Here is a 16,615-nt window from a genome sequence, read left to right on the forward strand (position 1 = left end):
GGAGATGGATCAGTCGAACGGATCGGCACGTCATGTCCCGAAGACTTGCAGACAGTCTCGCCTTCAAAGATTGAAATGATTTTAAGCAGCCAAGTATATGGCGCTATGAGAATATACTGGTGATATTTAGGGGTGCCTTACGGCATAACGCCCGGGACTGGGCCGGGCGTTATGTCCGTGTCGACCACGAGAGACCGCCGCGCCCGGATCGTTAGGCGGGCGGATGGGGATCAGTCGAGGCGCAGGTCGAAGCCTGCGAGCACCGGTGCCGTGTCGGCCTCTACCGGTGCGTCGACGGCGGCGGTCGTTGCGCCATGGTCGATTTCGTTGACAGCGGGCAGGCCACCCGCAACGATGGTCGAGCCATCAGTGGCCCAGCCTGTCGCGGATGTGTAGACCACGACGGGCGAGCCGCCGAGCCAGCTTTCCACCCGCTTCAGCTTCTTTTCACCATCGACATCGACCACTTCGGCGGTCTGGCTGCCGGCGGGAACGGTGGGGACCTGGTAGGCCGTCCGGCCAACCCGTGCGGCCGGCGGCGGGCAGTGGGCGCAATCGATCGCAACAATGCTGGGCTGGGTCGCAGAAAGGCCCGTCACCGTCGAGATCGACCCGGCGTTGGCAGGCATTGCGAGAGCCGAGACGGCAAGGATCATGGATGTCGAAACGATGAGACGCATCACGTTATTCCCCGATTGTTGGGATGAACATTAGCGAGTGTTTCTTTCGATCCGGTCAGGAGCTTTGGTAAAATTTGAACGAATGATCGATTTCGTGCTCCAGGCGGTGCGAGACCGCCTGTGTCTCAGGCCTTCTCGCGCTCGATCGCCCGCCAGCCGATATCGCGACGGCAGAAGCCGTTCTCCCATTTTACGGCATCAACCAGGCCATAGGCTGCAGCCTGAGCCTCTGCAACGTTCGAGCCGCGGGCCGTGGCGTTGAGCACACGTCCACCGGTCGCAACGAGCTGTCCGTCCTTCATCGCCGTGCCGGCATGGAAGACCTTGGCGCCATCAGCGGCGTCCGGCAGGGCCGCAATCGGCGTCGCCTTGTCATAGGCACCCGGATAGCCCTTCGACGCCAGAACCACGGTGAGCGCCGGATCGTCGCTCCACTCGGCTGTGACCTGATCCAGCGTGCCGGTGGCAGAAGCATGGAGGATCGCTAGAAGATCGCTTTTCAGCCGCATCATCAGCACCTGGCATTCCGGATCGCCGAAGCGGACATTGTATTCGATCAGTTCCGGACCCTTGGCCGTGATCATCAGCCCGGCAAAGAACACGCCCTGGAAGGGATGACCCATCTCCGCCATGCCGCGCATGGTCGGCTCGATGATCTCCTTCATCGTCCGTTCGACCATCTCTGATGTCATGACCGGTGCCGGTGAATAGGCGCCCATGCCACCGGTATTCGGGCCGGTGTCGCCATCGCCGACACGCTTGTGGTCCTGAGCGGTCGCAAGCGGCAAAAGCGACTTGCCGTCGGAAAGGCAAAAGAAGCTCGCTTCCTCGCCGTCGAGAAAAGCTTCGACCACGACTTCCGCACCGGCCGCCCCAAAGGCGCCTTCGAAGCAATCGTCGATCGCGGCAAGCGCCTCATCCAGCGTCATGGCAACCGTGACGCCCTTGCCGGCGGCCAGGCCATCGGCCTTGATGACGATCGGCGCGCCCTGTTCGCGCACATAGGCTTTGGCCTTGGGCGCATTGTTGAAACGCTGATAGGCACCGGTTGGAATGTTGAAGCGGGCGCAGACATCCTTGGTGAAGCCCTTGGAACCCTCGAGCTGTGCTGCGGCCGCCGACGGTCCGAAAACCGCGATGTCGGCCTCGCGCAAACGATCGGCAATGCCGGCGACCAGCGGTGCTTCCGGCCCAACGACGACGAAGTCGATCGCCTTATCCTTGCAGAACTGTACGACGGCAGCGTGATCCTCGGTATCGAGCGAAACGAGTTCCGCCTCTTCCGCGATGCCGGGATTGCCGGGCGCTGCATAAAGCTTGGTCAGAAGCGGCGACTGGGCGATCTTCCAGGCCAGTGCATGTTCGCGTCCGCCCGACCCGATCAACAATACCTTCATCACCAGCCTCCAAAGCTCAAGGGAATGCCCGGCGGTTAAGGGGGAAGGGGAGAAAGGTCAAGCCGAATTGACTTCGGATGGCCCTGCTTTCCTGTGAAGTGGGCCGCATGCCCGTTGCCTTGCCGCATTCGCCCGCTATGGTCCGCCCTGAATCGAAATATGCGGAAGACCCATGGCCGACGATATCAGATCCATTGCTGCCCTCATCGCCACCGAGATCAATGCCCGCCCCGATCAGGTCACGGCGGCGGTCGGCCTGCTGGACGAGGGTGCCACAGTTCCCTTCATCGCCCGCTACCGCAAGGAAGTGACCGGCGGTCTTGACGACACGCAGCTGCGCAATCTCGCCGAACGGCTGATCTACCTGCGTGAGCTTGCCGCTCGCCGCAAGTCGATCTTCGAGAGCATCAATGGCCAGGGCAAGATGACCGATGAGCTCGCCCGCAAGATCGCCCAGGTGACCACCAAGGCCGAGCTCGAAGATCTCTATCTGCCCTATAAGCCGAAGCGCCGCACCCGCGCCGAGATCGCCCGCGAAAAGGGTCTGCAGCCGCTCGCCGACGCGATCATGGCCGACCGCACGAGCGATCCGCAGAAGCTGGCGGAAGCCTATATCACCGCGGAAGTCCTCGACGTGAAGGCAGCGCTCGAAGGTGCTCGCGACATCATCGCCGAGCAGATCTCGGAAAATGCCGATCTGATTGGCCGGCTTCGCAATGACATGAAGGATCGCGCGATCCTCTATTCCAAGCTCGTCGACGGCAAGGCCGAGGCCGGCGCCAAGTTCGCCGACTATTTCGACCATTCCGAACGCTGGGCAACGGTCCCCGGCCACCGTGCGCTTGCGATGCTGCGCGGCTGGAACGAGGAATTTCTGTCACTGTCGATCGAAGTCGACCGCGACGACACGTCCCCTGTCAAAACCAGCCAGCGCATGATCGCGGCTGCCTATCAGGTCGCCGGCAAAGGCCCTGCCGACCAGTGGCTGATGGACGTTGCTGGCTGGACCTGGCGCGTCAAGCTCTCTGTTTCCCTTTCGCTCGATCTGATGCGTGAATTGCGTGAGCGGGCCGAGGAAGAAGCCATCCACGTCTTTGCGCGTAATCTGAAAGATCTGCTGCTCGCAGCGCCCGCAGGCTCCCGTCCGACCATGGGGCTCGACCCGGGCATCCGCACCGGCGTCAAGGTCGCCGTCGTCGATGGCACCGGCAAGGTGGTGGAAACGACGACCGTCTATCCCTTCCCGCCGAAGAACGACATTCGCGGCACCCAGGCCGAACTCGCCTCGCTGATCCGCAAGCACAAGGTCGAGCTGATCTCGATCGGTAACGGCACGGGCAGCCGCGAGACGGAAAAGCTGGTGGCCGACATGCTCGCCCAATTCCCGTCCACCGCGCCGAAGCCCACCAAGGTCATCGTCTCGGAAGCCGGCGCCTCCGTCTATTCAGCCTCGGAAACGGCGGCCAAGGAATTCCCCAATCTCGACGTCTCTCTGCGTGGCGCCGTCTCGATTGCCCGGCGCCTGCAGGACCCGCTCGCCGAACTCGTCAAGATCGAGCCGAAGTCGATCGGCGTCGGCCAGTACCAGCACGACGTCGACCAGGGCCGCCTCGGCCGCTCGCTCGATGCCGTCGTCGAAGATGCGGTGAATGCCGTTGGCGTCGACGTGAATACGGCGTCCGCCCCGCTGCTCGCCCGCGTGTCGGGTCTCGGCAAGACGACGGCGGAAGCCATTGTCGCCCATCGCGACGAGACCGGACCTTTCGCCAGCCGCAAGGATCTCCTGAAAGTCCCGCGCCTCGGCGCCCGCACCTTTGAGCAATGCGCCGGCTTCCTGCGCATCCCGAACGGCAAGGAGCCGCTCGACGCCTCCTCCGTCCACCCGGAAGCTTACGGTGTGGCGAAGAAGATCGTCGCCGCCTGCGGACGTGACCTGCGCTCGCTGATGGGCGATAGCGCCACACTGAAGAGCCTCGACCCGAAGCGCTTCATCGATGAACAGTTTGGCCTGCCGACGGTCAAGGACATCCTCGCCGAACTCGAAAAGCCGGGTCGCGACCCGCGCCCGTCCTTCAAGACGGCGACCTTCGCAGAAGGGGTCGAGGAAATCACCGATCTCAAGGTCGGCATGACGCTGGAAGGGACCGTGACCAATGTCGCCGCCTTCGGCGCCTTCGTCGATATCGGCGTGCATCAGGATGGCCTCGTCCACGTCTCCCAGCTCGCCGATCGTTTCGTCAAGGACCCGCATGAGGTGGTGAAGGCCGGTGACGTGGTGAAGGTCCGCGTCGTCGAGGTCGACGTCAAGCGCAAGCGTATCGCGCTCACCATGCGGAAAGACGGCGGCGAGGCGCAACAGCCCTCGATGCGCGGCGATGCCAAAGGCAATGCCAGCGCCATGAAGCATTCGAACGCCCGCCCGCCGAAGCCGGAGCAGCCCGCAATGGGCGGTCTGGGCGCGGCCTTGGCCGAGGCCATGCGCAAGAAATAACAAAAAAGAAACAGGCCGGAGCTCATCACTCCGGCCTGCCCATCGCCCCTCGAAAAGTACCTCTCAATGAGAGGCTGCACAGTCCTGGCAGAATGGCGTATGAGGCACGGCTTTCAGCCGCTCGATCGAAATCGGCTCACCGCATTTCATGCACTGACCATACCGTCCCTTGGCAATTCGGTCCAGAGCGGCGTCGATTGCCCTGAGTTCCTCTTCGCCGACCTGGCCGAATTCTTCCAGCACTTCGTCGTTTTCCGCCTCAGTGGCGCGTTCGGCGCTATCGGCGCTTTTCAGGGTGCCGAGATCGGTGTCGATCTTTTTCAGCCGCCGTTCGATCTCGTCCTTGCGGGCGAGTAGGATGCGTTCGAAATGCGCCGTGTCCATGGCTTGTACGGGGTTCTCCATCATGACCTCACCGAACGACCAGCACAGAGATCTTCGAGTGGCGCACCACCCGGTCTGCCGTCGCACCGATGAAGTAGTTCGAGAAATCGGGCACATGCGAACCGACGATGATCAGGTCTGCCTTGTGCTCCTCGGCTGTCGCCAGGATCTCGCGGGCAGGAGCACCGGAGCGGATCTCGAGATGGGCGCTGACACCGGTCTTTTCCTTAAGCGTGACGAGCTTGGCCTTGGCGTCGGTGATCGCGCCTTCGATGAGATCGACCGGAACGTCGATCGCCAGATAACCGGGGATGTCCTCGATGATCGTCAGAAGCACGATCTCGCCGCCTGCATCGAGCAGGGACTTGGCCTTGGTCAGGATCGTCTCGCCGACCGCAATGGCTGCCGGATCGACCGGAACGATGATCTTCTTGTACATCTTGCTCTCCTTTATCACCCGCCGGGTGTTTCCTCTTTATGGCGGCAGAATGCGTCCGGCAGCGCTGTGGCGCATTGATCAAGATCAACTTTGGGACGTGGTAGAGCGTCAATCTTTGTCGAACGATGTTTCGAGAAAATGTCATCTTTTGTGAACGACGGTTTTGTCCCATATCTCTGTTAAGAGGCCCCAGACGGCCGCAGGAGAAACATGATGACCCACGCCGATGACCAATCAGCATCCTTTGCCCTGAGCCGCCCCGTGCATGTCGGCCGGGCGCATCTTGTCGTGCGTGATCTGGAGATGATGGCGGGTTTCTACGAGAAGGCGCTCGGCTTGAAGCGCCTTGCGCATGGCCAAAGTGGTGTCGATCTCGGCGCCGGTGACCGCGTTCTGCTGACGCTGACGACACGTAGCGATGCAGCCCCTGCACCCCGCAATGCCGCAGGTCTCTTTCACAATGCCTTCCTCATGCCGGATCGCGCCGAGCTTGCCCATTGGCTGGTGCACGCTGCCCATCTTGGCCTCCAGTTCGACGGCGCCAGCGACCATCTGGTCAGCGAGGCGATCTATCTTTCGGACCCAGAAGGCAACGGCATTGAGGTCTACCGGGATCGCCAGCCAAGCGAATGGACCTATCATCCAGACGGAACCGTCGAAATGGATACACGCCGGCTGGATCTGCAGGCGCTCTATGACAGTGCTCCGAAGACGCCGTGGGCGGGGATCTCTTCCGAGGCCGCGCTCGGCCACATTCATCTCCAGGTCGGCGACGTACCGGAGGCGGACCGCTTCTATGAAGGCGTGCTGGGTCTGAAGAAGATGGCGAGCTATCCGGGCGCGAGTTTCTATGCCTCCGGCAACTATCATCATCATGTGGCCGCCAACATCTGGAACAGCCGCAAGGCGCCGGCGCGCACAGGGGCGATGACCGGGCTCCAGGACTACGAACTCGCCTTCAACGATCACTCTGTCCTGAGCGGTGTGCTCGCCACGCTGGAGGGCCTGGAAATCAAGGTCGACCGCACCGCGCGCGGCTTCAGTCTCGCAGACCCATGGGGCATTGGTCTGACGCTGGTTGCCCCTCAGGGCTGATTCGCCAGGTCCCAGGTGTCGACCATGGGTTTCCCGGTGGAACGGATATTGTTCCCGGGCGTTGAGAGACGTCGCGAGGGAACAATATCATGTCGCCATCTATCCGCCGAGAGAATTACCTGTCCGGGAGCGTCCGGTGAACGTCCAGGTCAACCATCGCAAAAGCCCTTCTCGCAAGGTCCGCTTCAAGAAGACCGGGCTCGACTATGTCGTGTCCTGGTCGGTGATCGGTCTTTTTCTGATCTTTGCGCTCGTTGCGCTGCATTTGGCCTCCTTCGTCCTCATCCCGCTGACCATGGCGATCGTGGTCGGCCTCATCCTCGGAATTGCGGCCGACCGTCTCGGCAATCTCGGCGTCCCGCCGACCGTAACGGCCATCATTCTCTCCGGGCTCTTCCTCGTGCTGCTCATCGTTCTGACCAGCATCGTCTGGACACCGGTCAATATGTTGATCGAGAACGGCCCCGACATGGTCAACCGGGTCATCGAATACCTGCAGAGCATTCCCTGGTTGGAACGCCCGATGGCGATCCTGTCTCGGGGGCCCGATTCCATGGAAACGATGCTGGAGAATTCGGGCTCCATTCTGTCGACCATTGCAACCGGCGTGACGCCAGCCTTGATCCAGCTGTTCATCTTCATCGCCGGCCTGTTGCTTTTCCTCTCCTGCCGTCTGGCACTGCGTCGGGAACTGATCCGCACCTTTTCAGACCGTGCCCGTCGGCTGAGGGCCATCCGTCTGTTCAACGAGGTTGAGGAAGCGCTGGGCTACTATTTCGCCACGGCCGTCGTCGTCTACGGCCTCTTCGGAGTTGTTGCCGCCATGGTGGCCTGGTTCGGTGGTCTGGGAACCCCAGCGCTGTGGGGCGTGGCGACCTTCCTCCTGAGCTTCATTCCGTTTATCGGCATCGCCACCGTAACCCTTGCCATGGCCTTTGGCGGTTTGCTGGCACATGAAGGCATATTGCTGGGCCTGCTGCCGGCGATCGTCTTTTTCATGCTCAACGGCCTGCTGGAAAATCTGCTGATCCCCGCCGTGATGGGCAAACGCCTGCAAATGAACGCTTTCATGCTGTTCGTCGCCATCGTCTTCTGGACCTGGCTATGGGGAGCGGTGGGGGCCATGCTGGCGGTCCCGCTGACGCTGATCTGCATCACGATTTATGGTGGCATCGTGCCGCCGACCCGGATCCAGCCGAATCTTCCTGACTGAGCAACTGTCATTCAGCCGTCACGGCAAAGACCTATGCACCGTCGAAAACGGCAAACGGTGCATCCATGACTAACGATCTCGCCCGCCTGCGGCTCGGCATCATCGCCGATCCCCAATATGCCGATCTCGATCCGGATCGCGAGCGAGGGCGCTACTTTCGCCGCTCGCTCGACAAGCTGGGAGAAGCCGTGGAGCATTTCAACGCCCAGAACCTCGATGCCGTGGTGGTGCTGGGTGACCTGATCGATCGTGGCTGGGATAATTTCCCACCCGTTCTCGATCTCCTCGAGACGCTGCAGGCGCCGCGCATCCTGCTGCCGGGCAATCACGACTTCATGGTCGACCCGGTGCATCTACCAGAGGTTTACGCGAGGCTCGGCATGCCGGCTCCCTACCATGCGGTGCAGATCAAGGGTCTTCGCCTACTTGTCACCGATGGCAATGAGATCTCGCTTTTCGCTCCGCCGGAGGGCGACCCTCGGCGGATAGAAGCCGAGCAGCGTCTTGCAGCAATGCGGGCAAAGGGCGCAACAAATGCAAACAGGTGGAATGCCGGCATCTCCGATCGCCAGATGACCTGGATTGCCGATCAGCTGGCGGCCGCGGAGGAAAGCGGCGAAGACGTCATTCTTCTCGGACACTACCCCATCTATCCGCCATCCGATCATGCGCTGTGGAGTGCCGAGGCTCTCTCTGATCTCATCGCCGATTCCCCCGCGGCCCTGGCCTATCTCTGCGGCCATCAGCACACCGGCAATTATGGCGAGAAGAACGGCGTTCACTTCGTCAACTTCCGCGGCATGGTCGATACGGAGCATCAGAACGCCTTCGCGATCCTTTCCGTCTTCGACGACCGGATCGAGATCGCGGGACACGGACGCGAGCCTGACCGTAGCCTCCAGCTTCGTCTCGAAAAGCACCGTGCAGGCCTGTTCGCTGACAATTTGCTGACAGCCGACTGACGTGAATTCGTTATAAATATCTGAAACTTGCCGGGGGCAGGACTCATCACTCCTTTGTGACTTCAATCGGATGTTCCAAGGCGTCAAACATAGGGTGCCCCGCTAACGATCGCCGGCGCGTCCGGCTGAGCCCCTGGAGAAAAGCTGATGAAGTTGAAACTCGTTCTGTCTGCCGCGACGGCGATCTGTCTTGGCGTGACCGCAGCGATTGCTGCGGGGGAACCGCAGGCCGTCCGGCAGGAAGAAATGAAGAAGGTCGGCGGTGCCATGGGCGCGCTCGGCGCCATCGCCAAGGGCGAGAAGCCCTATGACGCGGAAGCGGTGACGGCTGCGCTGACCACGCTTGCCGAAGTTGGCAAGACCTTCCCCGATCACTTCCCGGCAGGCAGCGAAACCGGCATGGATTCAGAAGCCGCCCCCGCGATCTGGCAGAACATGGACGACTTCAAGGCCAAGTCCGCAAAGCTCGCTTCCGCTGCAGAAGCGCAACTTGCTACCCTGCCGGCCGATCAGGCGGGCGTTGCCGCCGCCATGCAGGCCGTCGGCGCCACCTGCGGCGATTGCCACCAGACCTACCGTCTGAAGAAATAAGGCCTTCCCGGCGGGCGTCCTTCCGGATTGCCGGATCGCCCGCCGAACAGTTGCCCGCAGGGCACTATCAGACATTGGAGGCCTAGATGGCGTCGACTTGGATCAAGGGGCTCGGCACGCTCGCCGTGCTCGGTGCAGCCGGTTTCGGCACGTTCCTTTTCATCACCGCGCCTCAGCGCCAGGACCCTGCGGTCTGGGCCAATCTAGGTGAACCGGATCTCGCGCATGGTCGTGAGGTCTTCTTCGCCGGCGGCTGCGCCAGTTGCCATGCACCGGCAGGCGCCACGGGGGATGCCCGGCTGGTGCTGTCAGGCGGCGCGCCGCTCAAGAGTGATTTCGGCACCTTCCATGCGCCAAACATCTCCAGCGACCCGGAAGCCGGGATCGGCGCCTGGACACTCGCAGAATTCGGCGATGCCATGACCCGTGGGGTCGGTCGCGACGGCGAACACCTCTACCCGTCCTTCCCCTATGGCTCCTATGCGCGCATGACGCCCAAGGATATCAACGACCTCTACGGTTTCATGAAGACGCTGCCGGCGAGTGATGCCGTAGCACCTGCGCATGAGCTGGGCTTCCCCTTCAACCAGCGTGTCGTGCTGGGCGGCTGGAAGTTCCTCTACTATAGCGATGCGCCTCGGGTCGAACTGGCTGACGCCTCCGACATGGTGAAGCGCGGGCAATATCTCGTCGAAGGTCCCGGCCATTGCGGCGAATGCCACACACCACGCAACGCGCTTGGCGGTTTCCTGGCAGGCCAGTGGCTCGCGGGCGGTCCGAACCCTGAAGGCGAGGGATCGATTCCCAATATTACCCCGGGTTCCAGAAGCATGGGCTCCTGGAGCGAGGGCGACATCGTCAACTATCTGGAGACCGGCTTCACACCCGACTACGACAGCGTCGGCGGCTCCATGGTCGAAGTGCAGAAGAACATGGCGGAGCTTCCCGCCGCCGATAGAGAGGCAATCGCTGCCTACCTGAAGGCCATTCCGGCGGTGCAATAACGGGCGTCAGGCCTGTTCAGCATCGCGCAAGCCTTGCCTGTCATCTTTCCGTCGTCGAACTGACTGCGGAGGGGATATGAGCATTGAACGACGGCGGATGGAGTATGCGCTCCAATCCCTGCTCGACAATTATCCCGATCCGGCCTTGCATCGCTGGGTGGACGAGACGGTTCGCGCCTTCGAAAAACGTCTTTCTGCAATTGTGGATCCTCGCGAGCGCGATCACGCGCAGCAAGCGGCTCTCATCCTGATCAAGACGACGCTGCAGAAATGGTCGGAAAACCCGCCCGTTCGCCACTGACCCCAAGGGACTCATTCAGCGGCGGTGTTCGGCGGCAAAGTCCGCCAGCTCTGCTTCCGCTTCGGGTCCGTAAAGACCAAGCGCTTTCAACACCTCGACGGTAAACGTATCCGGCGCAGTGCCGGCGGCCGTCACGATTGTGCCATCGCGCATCGCTTGCGGCTGGTCGACATAGCGCGCTTCGCCGCGATAGGCGGGATGCTTCTTGTGCGAAGCGAGCGAGTTGCCTGTATGCGCCACGTCATCGAGAACACCCGTTGCCGCCAGCGCGCTCGCGGCCGCACAGATCCCGCCGAGAACCTTGCCTTTGTCACGAAACGCCGTGGCGAGCGCTGTGAAGTCAAACGACACACCTTTTTCCCAGGCATAACCGCCGGGAATGATCAGCGCATCGAACTGCTCGGCATCGATGGCGTAAAAGCCGATATCGGGCGTCACCTTCAGCCCGCCCATGGAGGTAACCGGCTTGCCATCCGGGCTTGCCGTCACCACTTCACAGTCGAGCCAATAACGCGTTGCCGCCATCAGAAGTGCGGGCTCCCAATCGGCATAGTCATTCTGAAGCGCAATCACGATACGGGGCATCAAACGTCTCCTCGCGTCTCTCAAGTAAGGCTCAGCTCAAGGCCTGCAGGTAACGCATGCCGGTGACCGGGCGCGGAATGAAATCCATGTTTTCGTAGAAGCGGTGTGCGGCGAAATTGCCGGTGGCGGCAGAGACAGAGAGGAAGTCGCAGCCTGCAGCGCGGGCGATCTGGCGGGCCCGGTCGACGAGATGCTGGCCGATGCCGTTGCCGCGCTGTCCGTCGCGCACGAAGAGATGATGCAACTCCATGCCGCGCTTGCCTTCCTGCGCCTTGTAGAGCGGAACGAGGATGGCGTAGCCGATCAAGCCTTCTTCGCCGCTGTCGGCGACCAGCGCCTGGATCCAGGGCATCGGTCCGAACAGATCGCGCTCAAGGACATCGGGCGTCATCGCCGAAGCATCGCCGTGATGCTGCGCGAGCGCCAGGATCATTGCGTTGAGTTCCGGCAGGTCGCGCGGCTTTGCATGGCGAATGGCCACGATCGGCGGGCGGGGGAGGGTGAGATCAGTATCTTCGGTCATGTTGCTTTCCCTTGGTCTCATTTCGTGCCGTCAGGGGGAAAGTCGTCCGGAAAACAACAAGGCCGCCTGACGGCGGCCTGTTGACAATGTGATCTTGTCGGGCCGCCGGTTACCGGTAGGCCCAAAAATACGTGCAGGTGATGTTTGCGCGAATGTCGATCATGGCCGGTGTGATGCGCCAGTTTAAATCGATTGTCAACGGCGATCTTTTCGGACGGCCGGTGATGGAGTAGAGTCCATCAATGACCGTGAGGTGAGGGATGGCGAATGCGACGTTGATCCGTAGGATGCGCAGCTTTTGTGCGCGACGGGCTTTTCGTCGAGGTCTTGATTTGGCATGTCCCGGTTGTCGTCCGGGGTAGCCTTCATGAGTTCAAATACAGCCTCGCCCTGGTTTCCGAAGGTGTATGCGTGTTGCGTTATGACAATGAGGCTGGGAAGGGTGATCACCGGCATATTGGAGCGATTGAAACTCCTTACGCGTTTAGTGGCATAGACCAATTGACTGCGGATTTTCTGGCAGACGTGGAAGGGTGGTTGGATGACAACGCTCAAGGTTAAGATCGAAAGTCTCGATGAGACAATGGAAGTGCTCGCCGATGCCATGAAGGCTGCTACGGGGCAGTCGGCACCACGCAGCGAGTGCAGCTTCAGTTTCCCCTCTTGGGAAGCAATGCATCGGGTTTTGACACCCAAAAGGCTTGAGATCATGAAGGTCATGACAGGGCAGGGTCCGCTGACCAAGCGCGAAGTCGCTCGACGTGTCGGTCGCGACTTCAAGGCCGTTCATGCCGATCTTGAGACCCTCTTGAACAGCGGTGTTATCGACAGGTCAGATGAAGGTGTCGTCTTCCCCTATGACCGGGTCCACTTCGAGTTCGAAATCGAGTCGGCTGCGTGATCGAGCCGATCACGGTGTGAGCGACGGGAGCTGAAAGAGCTTCCTCAATGCTCGTGATCGCACAAGCCGTGGTCGGACAGCGCCCTGATCACATAGCAATCGCCCACCGTATGGCACCCGTCATGCGATACGATCCGCGCCAGTTCCGCCTCCAGCTTCTTCAGCCGCGTAATCTTCTCCCTGACGTCGTCGAGCTGTTCCCGGGCGATGTGGTCTGCCCGTTCGCAGGGCTCCTCCGGGTGGCGGCTGAGTGTCAGGAGCTCCCGGATCGCCTCGATCGGGAAGCCGAGATCGCGGGCATGGCGGATGAAGGTCAGTCGCTCCAGGTCGCTTTTCTCGTAGCGCCTCTGATTGCCTTCCGTGCGGTCGGGCGCCGAGATCAGCCCCATCTGCTCGTAGTAACGGATGGTTGGCACCTTCACACCGGCGCGCCGCGACAGATCCCCGATCGAAAACATGAAAAAACCTCTTGAACCTCTAGTCGCTAGAGATCCTAAGGTGGATGCAGGACCACATCAAGATCTGAAGGATTCTGGAAATGAGTGCTGCCTGCGGCCATGATCACGCGCCTTTCGACGGCATGTCCGACACCTACAAGCGCCGGCTCTGGCTGGTGATCGCCATCAATGCCGCCATGTTCGCCGTCGAGATGACCGCCGGCCAGCTCGCCCGTTCCCAGGCGCTGCAGGCCGATGCGCTGGATTTCTTCGCCGATGCCGTAACCTACGGTATCTCGCTCGCCGTTATCGGCGCCTCGCTGAAAACCCGCAGCATGGCCGCTGCCGCCAAGGGTATCAGCCTCTTCCTCATGGGCCTCTGGGTCTTCGGCTCCACCATCTGGCGTGTCTTCCAGGGTGGTGTGCCTGAGGCGCCGGTCATGGGTCTCATCGGCTTTCTGGCGCTCGCCGCCAACGTCGCCAGCGTGCTTCTCCTGATGTCCTACAAGGATGGAGACGCCAATGTCCGCTCCGTCTGGCTCTGCTCGCGCAACGATGCGATCGGCAATGTCATCGTCATGATCGCAGCCCTTGGCGTCTGGGGCACCGCGACTGCCTGGCCCGACCTGATCGTCGCCGGTATCATGGCGGGCCTCTTCCTCAATTCTTCTGTCCAGATCCTCAGTCAGAGCTACCGGGAGTGGCGAGCAGGAGAAACAATCACCCTGTCATCGTCCTGCTGTGGGACGGGGAAGGCGTCCTGCGAGGAGGCGCATGGTCATGATCACGCTCACCATGGGCACGGCGCAGATCATGCGCATCAACACCCCTAAGGGAATGCCCAGACGCAAGAAGGCCGGCCAGGCATCATGCCGGCCGGCCTTCTTGACCGCATCGTCTCATCAGAATTCCTGATAGGGCGAAGGGGCTATCTCGTATTCCCGGTAGGCGGCTTCCACCATCTGCACCCGGGAATCGGCGGGCTGGCGATCCCGGTTCGGGCTATTGCCGATGTCGACGATCGCCTTGCGCGATCCTTCGACGGTCCAGAGCGCCGAAGCCAGCTGGTTCGACAGAAGCGTGCTCGAAAACGTGCTGGCGCCGCTCGCGCGGGGCGCGCTGGTGTTGGACGTTTCGGGGGCAGCATCCTCCGAGCCGGTCGTATTTGGCACGTACCGGCTTTGGTAGGAGTAGCCGCTCAGGCCGCTATCGATCCTCATGGCGGACACCTCAGTTGAAGAATTAACCTTTTGTTAACCTTTCAACCTTGCGCGAAGCTTGCGCTAGCGATGTCGCTATAAGAATTGCCCCTTGCGCAATGTCGCGACTGAAAGTACGGGCCGCGAATCAAGACCTTGAGGCGTGGCTGTTTAAGGCATTGCCGAAGCAATGCCAAAAACGCACCCGTTATTGCTTGGAGCCTGCGACCGCGCTGCCGCTTTAGACCTTCCCCGCCACCTTGATCGCATAGGCATATTCAAAGGCGATCTCTTCCAATCGCTGGAAGCGCCCGGACTTGCCGCCATGGCCTGCGGCCATGTTGGTCTTCAGCAGGAACGGTCCAGCCTCAGGCGCCGTCTCGCGCAGCTTGGCGATCCACTTGGTCGGCTCCCAATAGGTCACGCGCGGGTCGGTGAGGCCTGACAATGCGATGATCGGCGGGTAAGGCTTCTTCTCGACATTGTCGTAAGGGCTATAGGCCGCGATCCAGCGATATTCCTCTTCCGACTCGATCGGGTTGCCCCATTCCGGCCATTCCGGCGGGGTGAGCGGCAGGGTGTCGTCGAGCATGGTGTTGAGCACGTCGACGAAGGGCACGGCGGCGATAATGCCGGCGAACTTCTCCGGCGCCATGTTGGCGACGGCCCCCATCAGCATGCCGCCGGCAGATCCGCCTTCGGCGATGATCCGGTCGTAGGCGGTAAAGCCCTCTTTCACCAGGTGGTCGGCAGCCGAGATGAAGTCCTTGAAGGTGTTGACCTTCTTTTCCATCTTTCCGTCTTTATACCAGGAAAATCCCTTGTCCTTGCCGCCGCGGATATGGGCGATGGCATAGACGAAGCCGCGATCGGCGAGTGACAGGCAATTGGTGTTGAAGCCGGCCGGAATGGTGATGCCATAGGCCCCGTAGCCGTAGAGCAGGCAGGGTGCAGAGCCGTCGAGCTTGGTGTCGCGGCGATAGAGCAGGGTGACCGGCACCTTCTCGCCGTCATGCGCTTCGGCGAACACCCGGCGGGTGACGTAGTACTCCGGCTTGTGACCCGAGGGCACTTCCTGGGTCTTCAGAAGCGTGCGCTCGCGCGTTGCCATGTTGTAGTCGAAGAGCTGGGAGGGCGTCGTCATCGACGAATAGGAAAAGCGGATGACATCCGTCTCGTATTCGGCTGCCCCCTGAAGCCCGAGCGAATAGGCTTCTTCCGCAAAGGCGATCGAATGCTCTTCGCCCGACTTGCGGTCGCGGATCATGATGACCGGCAGACCCTCGCGACGTTCCAGCCAGACGAGGTGGCGGGCAAAGGCCATGTGGTTGAGGATCAGACGGCCCGGCTCATGCGGCACCACCTCTTTCCAGTTCTCCTTGCCGGGAGCAGTCACCGGCGCCTCGACGATCTTGAAGTCCTTGGCATCATCGGCATTGGTCAGGATGTAGAAAACGTCTCCGCCTTCCGTCATCGAATATTCGACGCCTTCCTCGCGTTCTGCGACCAGCACCGGCTCGGCCATCAGGTCCTTGGTCGAAAGCAGGCGGTATTCGGATGTCTCGTGGTCATGAATGTCGATGAAGATGAAGTCATCGAGCAGCGAACCGCCGACGCCCATGAAGAAGCCGGGGTCCTTCTCCTCGTAGACGAGCCGGTCGGACGACTGCGGCTGACCCACGATATGGTGGAAGACCTTGGACGGACGGTGGTTCTCGTCCTGCAGCGTATAGAAGAAGCTCTTGCCGTCGGGCGCCCAGACGCCGCCGCCGGCGGTGTTTTCCAAGATGTCGTCGAGATCCTGCTTCGTGGAGAGATCGCGGATGCGCAGCGTGTAGTATTCCGAGCCCTTGTCGTCGTAACCCCAGATGCCGAAGGCGTGGTCAGTCGTGTGGTCGATGCCGGACAGGCGGAAATAGTCCTTACCCGTTGCCTCCTTGTCGCCGTCGAGCAGCAGCTCGCGGATCGTCTCGTCCTTCGGATTGCCGTCCCGCGGAATGCGGAAATAGCGCGGCTGCTCGCCGCCGGTGACGAAGGCCGAGCCATAGGCAAACGGCCCGTCCTTCATCGGGATGGAGGAATCGTCTTCCTTGATGCGACCCTTCATCTCGGCAAACAGCGTCTTCTGCAGCTCTTTGGTGTCCGCCATCGCCGCTTCCATGTAGGCGTTTTCGGCCTCCAGGTAGGAGCGGATATCCGGATCGAGGATCGAGGTGTCCTTGAACATTGCCTGCCAGTTGTCGGCGCGCAGCCAGGCGTAATCGTCCGTGCGTGTGATGCCATGACGGGTATCGGAAACGGGCTTCTTTGCGACGACGGGCGGGGAGGGCAGGTTCTTGAAGACGGACAAGGGAGATCCTTCCGAAAATGGAAACAGTCAGTTCAGCGAGAGATAGAGAGGCGAGGGGCCGCG

Annotated in this window: 19 protein-coding genes; 10 read left to right on the forward strand and 9 right to left on the reverse strand. The window is 61.3% G+C overall.

The genetic code is table 11. The annotated features are described in order from the left end of the window. Positions 1 to 230: 230 nt before the first annotated feature. Both D4A92_RS11825 and purD read right to left on the reverse strand, forming a co-directional pair. On the reverse strand, positions 231 to 680 hold the full coding sequence (locus tag D4A92_RS11825) for a plant virulence effector HPE1-like domain-containing protein (RefSeq protein WP_203013302.1): 450 nt from the start codon (positions 678 to 680) through the stop codon (positions 231 to 233). Positions 681 to 805: 125 nt separating this feature from the next. Then, positions 806 to 2,077: a phosphoribosylamine--glycine ligase gene (purD, locus tag D4A92_RS11830; protein WP_203013305.1), complete on the reverse strand. Its 1,272-nt coding sequence runs from the start codon at positions 2,075 to 2,077 to the stop codon at positions 806 to 808. Positions 2,078 to 2,249: 172 nt separating this feature from the next. On the opposite strand from purD, the gene D4A92_RS11835 reads away from it, so the two are divergent. Further along, a complete protein-coding gene (locus D4A92_RS11835; protein ID WP_203013307.1) occupies positions 2,250 to 4,568 on the forward strand; it encodes a Tex family protein in 2,319 nt (772 codons plus the stop codon). 63 nt (positions 4,569 to 4,631) lie between these two features. Here the strand turns inward: D4A92_RS11835 and D4A92_RS11840 are convergent, their stop codons facing one another. Together D4A92_RS11840 and D4A92_RS11845 are read right to left on the reverse strand one after the other, a co-directional pair. Further along, on the reverse strand, positions 4,632 to 4,952 hold the full coding sequence (locus tag D4A92_RS11840) for a TraR/DksA family transcriptional regulator (protein WP_040300134.1): 321 nt from the start codon (positions 4,950 to 4,952) through the stop codon (positions 4,632 to 4,634). Positions 4,953 to 4,980: 28 nt separating this feature from the next. Further along, on the reverse strand, positions 4,981 to 5,391 hold the full coding sequence (locus tag D4A92_RS11845) for a universal stress protein (protein ID WP_203013310.1): 411 nt from the start codon (positions 5,389 to 5,391) through the stop codon (positions 4,981 to 4,983). A gap of 213 nt (positions 5,392 to 5,604) precedes the next feature. Here D4A92_RS11845 and D4A92_RS11850 point away from each other — a divergent pair, with 213 nt between their 5' ends. The 6 genes from D4A92_RS11850 (at position 5,605) to D4A92_RS11875 (ending at position 10,557) form a co-directional block, all read left to right on the forward strand. Next, the gene (locus D4A92_RS11850; RefSeq protein ID WP_203013313.1) at positions 5,605 to 6,486 is read left to right on the forward strand and encodes a VOC family protein; all 882 of its coding nucleotides are present in this window, start codon (positions 5,605 to 5,607) and stop codon (positions 6,484 to 6,486) included. A gap of 136 nt (positions 6,487 to 6,622) precedes the next feature. Further along, positions 6,623 to 7,699, forward strand: a complete 1,077-nt coding sequence (locus D4A92_RS11855) for an AI-2E family transporter (protein WP_203013315.1) — start codon at positions 6,623 to 6,625, stop codon at positions 7,697 to 7,699. A 65-nt stretch (positions 7,700 to 7,764) separates the two neighbouring features. Beyond that, positions 7,765 to 8,661, forward strand: a complete 897-nt coding sequence (locus tag D4A92_RS11860) for a metallophosphoesterase (protein ID WP_203013317.1) — start codon at positions 7,765 to 7,767, stop codon at positions 8,659 to 8,661. 147 nt (positions 8,662 to 8,808) lie between these two features. After that, positions 8,809 to 9,252, forward strand: coding sequence for a c-type cytochrome (locus D4A92_RS11865; RefSeq protein ID WP_203013319.1), 444 nt, complete (start codon positions 8,809 to 8,811; stop codon positions 9,250 to 9,252). A gap of 86 nt (positions 9,253 to 9,338) precedes the next feature. Beyond that, the gene (locus D4A92_RS11870) at positions 9,339 to 10,256 is read left to right on the forward strand and encodes a cytochrome c (protein ID WP_203013320.1); all 918 of its coding nucleotides are present in this window, start codon (positions 9,339 to 9,341) and stop codon (positions 10,254 to 10,256) included. Positions 10,257 to 10,332: 76 nt separating this feature from the next. Then, positions 10,333 to 10,557 carry a hypothetical protein gene (locus D4A92_RS11875; RefSeq protein WP_203013322.1) on the forward strand — a complete coding sequence of 75 codons (225 nt, stop codon included), beginning with the start codon at positions 10,333 to 10,335 and terminating at the stop codon, positions 10,555 to 10,557. Positions 10,558 to 10,572: 15 nt separating this feature from the next. On the opposite strand, the gene D4A92_RS11880 is transcribed toward D4A92_RS11875, so the two are convergent. Both D4A92_RS11880 and D4A92_RS11885 read right to left on the reverse strand, forming a co-directional pair. Next, complete coding sequence (locus tag D4A92_RS11880; RefSeq protein ID WP_203013324.1) at positions 10,573 to 11,142, reverse strand: DJ-1/PfpI family protein; 570 nt, start codon at positions 11,140 to 11,142, stop codon at positions 10,573 to 10,575. A 31-nt stretch (positions 11,143 to 11,173) separates the two neighbouring features. After that, complete coding sequence (locus tag D4A92_RS11885; protein WP_203013326.1) at positions 11,174 to 11,665, reverse strand: GNAT family N-acetyltransferase; 492 nt, start codon at positions 11,663 to 11,665, stop codon at positions 11,174 to 11,176. Between the two features lie 300 nt (positions 11,666 to 11,965). Between D4A92_RS11885 and D4A92_RS25090 the strand changes: the two genes are divergently transcribed. Then, positions 11,966 to 12,226: a toxin-antitoxin system TumE family protein gene (locus D4A92_RS25090; protein WP_348649880.1), complete on the forward strand. Its 261-nt coding sequence runs from the start codon at positions 11,966 to 11,968 to the stop codon at positions 12,224 to 12,226. After that, positions 12,207 to 12,566, forward strand: a complete 360-nt coding sequence (locus D4A92_RS11890) for a transcriptional regulator (RefSeq protein ID WP_203013329.1) — start codon at positions 12,207 to 12,209, stop codon at positions 12,564 to 12,566. Before D4A92_RS25090 ends, D4A92_RS11890 begins: the two co-directional genes overlap by 20 nt. Positions 12,567 to 12,610: 44 nt before the next feature. On the opposite strand, the gene D4A92_RS11895 is transcribed toward D4A92_RS11890, so the two are convergent. Next, entirely contained in the window at positions 12,611 to 13,024 is a 414-nt protein-coding gene (locus tag D4A92_RS11895) for a MerR family transcriptional regulator (protein ID WP_203013332.1), read from the reverse strand. Between the two features lie 80 nt (positions 13,025 to 13,104). On the opposite strand from D4A92_RS11895, the gene D4A92_RS11900 reads away from it, so the two are divergent. Beyond that, complete coding sequence (locus D4A92_RS11900; RefSeq protein WP_203013335.1) at positions 13,105 to 13,836, forward strand: cation transporter; 732 nt, start codon at positions 13,105 to 13,107, stop codon at positions 13,834 to 13,836. Positions 13,837 to 13,905: 69 nt separating this feature from the next. Here D4A92_RS11900 and D4A92_RS11905 read toward each other — a convergent pair whose 3' ends face one another. Both D4A92_RS11905 and D4A92_RS11910 read right to left on the reverse strand, forming a co-directional pair. Beyond that, the gene (locus D4A92_RS11905; protein WP_203013338.1) at positions 13,906 to 14,223 is read right to left on the reverse strand and encodes a hypothetical protein; all 318 of its coding nucleotides are present in this window, start codon (positions 14,221 to 14,223) and stop codon (positions 13,906 to 13,908) included. Positions 14,224 to 14,443: 220 nt separating this feature from the next. After that, positions 14,444 to 16,552, reverse strand: a complete 2,109-nt coding sequence (locus D4A92_RS11910) for a S9 family peptidase (protein ID WP_203013340.1) — start codon at positions 16,550 to 16,552, stop codon at positions 14,444 to 14,446. Between the last annotated feature and the right edge of the window lie 63 nt (positions 16,553 to 16,615).

The organism is Rhizobium rosettiformans (assembly GCF_016806065.1).
Classification (GTDB): domain Bacteria; phylum Pseudomonadota; class Alphaproteobacteria; order Rhizobiales; family Rhizobiaceae; genus Allorhizobium.

What these genes read in the sequence shown, in the direction of transcription:
- D4A92_RS11860 (WP_203013317.1), top strand. Translation starts at nt 7,765, where the DNA reads ATGACTAACGATCTCGCCCGCCTGCGGCTCGGCATCATCGCCGATCCC.
- D4A92_RS11865 (WP_203013319.1), top strand. Translation starts at nt 8,809, where the DNA reads ATGAAGTTGAAACTCGTTCTGTCTGCCGCGACGGCGATCTGTCTTGGC.
- D4A92_RS11890 (WP_203013329.1), top strand. Translation starts at nt 12,207, where the DNA reads ATGACAACGCTCAAGGTTAAGATCGAAAGTCTCGATGAGACAATGGAA.
- D4A92_RS11900 (WP_203013335.1), top strand. Translation starts at nt 13,105, where the DNA reads ATGAGTGCTGCCTGCGGCCATGATCACGCGCCTTTCGACGGCATGTCC.
- D4A92_RS11840 (WP_040300134.1), bottom strand. Translation starts at nt 4,952, where the DNA reads ATGGACACGGCGCATTTCGAACGCATCCTACTCGCCCGCAAGGACGAG.
- D4A92_RS11835 (WP_203013307.1), top strand. Translation starts at nt 2,250, where the DNA reads ATGGCCGACGATATCAGATCCATTGCTGCCCTCATCGCCACCGAGATC.
- D4A92_RS11875 (WP_203013322.1), top strand. Translation starts at nt 10,333, where the DNA reads ATGAGCATTGAACGACGGCGGATGGAGTATGCGCTCCAATCCCTGCTC.
- D4A92_RS11825 (WP_203013302.1), bottom strand. Translation starts at nt 680, where the DNA reads ATGCGTCTCATCGTTTCGACATCCATGATCCTTGCCGTCTCGGCTCTC.
- D4A92_RS11870 (WP_203013320.1), top strand. Translation starts at nt 9,339, where the DNA reads ATGGCGTCGACTTGGATCAAGGGGCTCGGCACGCTCGCCGTGCTCGGT.
- D4A92_RS11895 (WP_203013332.1), bottom strand. Translation starts at nt 13,024, where the DNA reads ATGTTTTCGATCGGGGATCTGTCGCGGCGCGCCGGTGTGAAGGTGCCA.
- D4A92_RS11880 (WP_203013324.1), bottom strand. Translation starts at nt 11,142, where the DNA reads ATGCCCCGTATCGTGATTGCGCTTCAGAATGACTATGCCGATTGGGAG.
- purD (WP_203013305.1), bottom strand. Translation starts at nt 2,077, where the DNA reads ATGAAGGTATTGTTGATCGGGTCGGGCGGACGCGAACATGCACTGGCC.
- D4A92_RS11850 (WP_203013313.1), top strand. Translation starts at nt 5,605, where the DNA reads ATGACCCACGCCGATGACCAATCAGCATCCTTTGCCCTGAGCCGCCCC.
- D4A92_RS11905 (WP_203013338.1), bottom strand. Translation starts at nt 14,223, where the DNA reads ATGAGGATCGATAGCGGCCTGAGCGGCTACTCCTACCAAAGCCGGTAC.
- D4A92_RS11885 (WP_203013326.1), bottom strand. Translation starts at nt 11,665, where the DNA reads ATGACCGAAGATACTGATCTCACCCTCCCCCGCCCGCCGATCGTGGCC.
- D4A92_RS11845 (WP_203013310.1), bottom strand. Translation starts at nt 5,391, where the DNA reads ATGTACAAGAAGATCATCGTTCCGGTCGATCCGGCAGCCATTGCGGTC.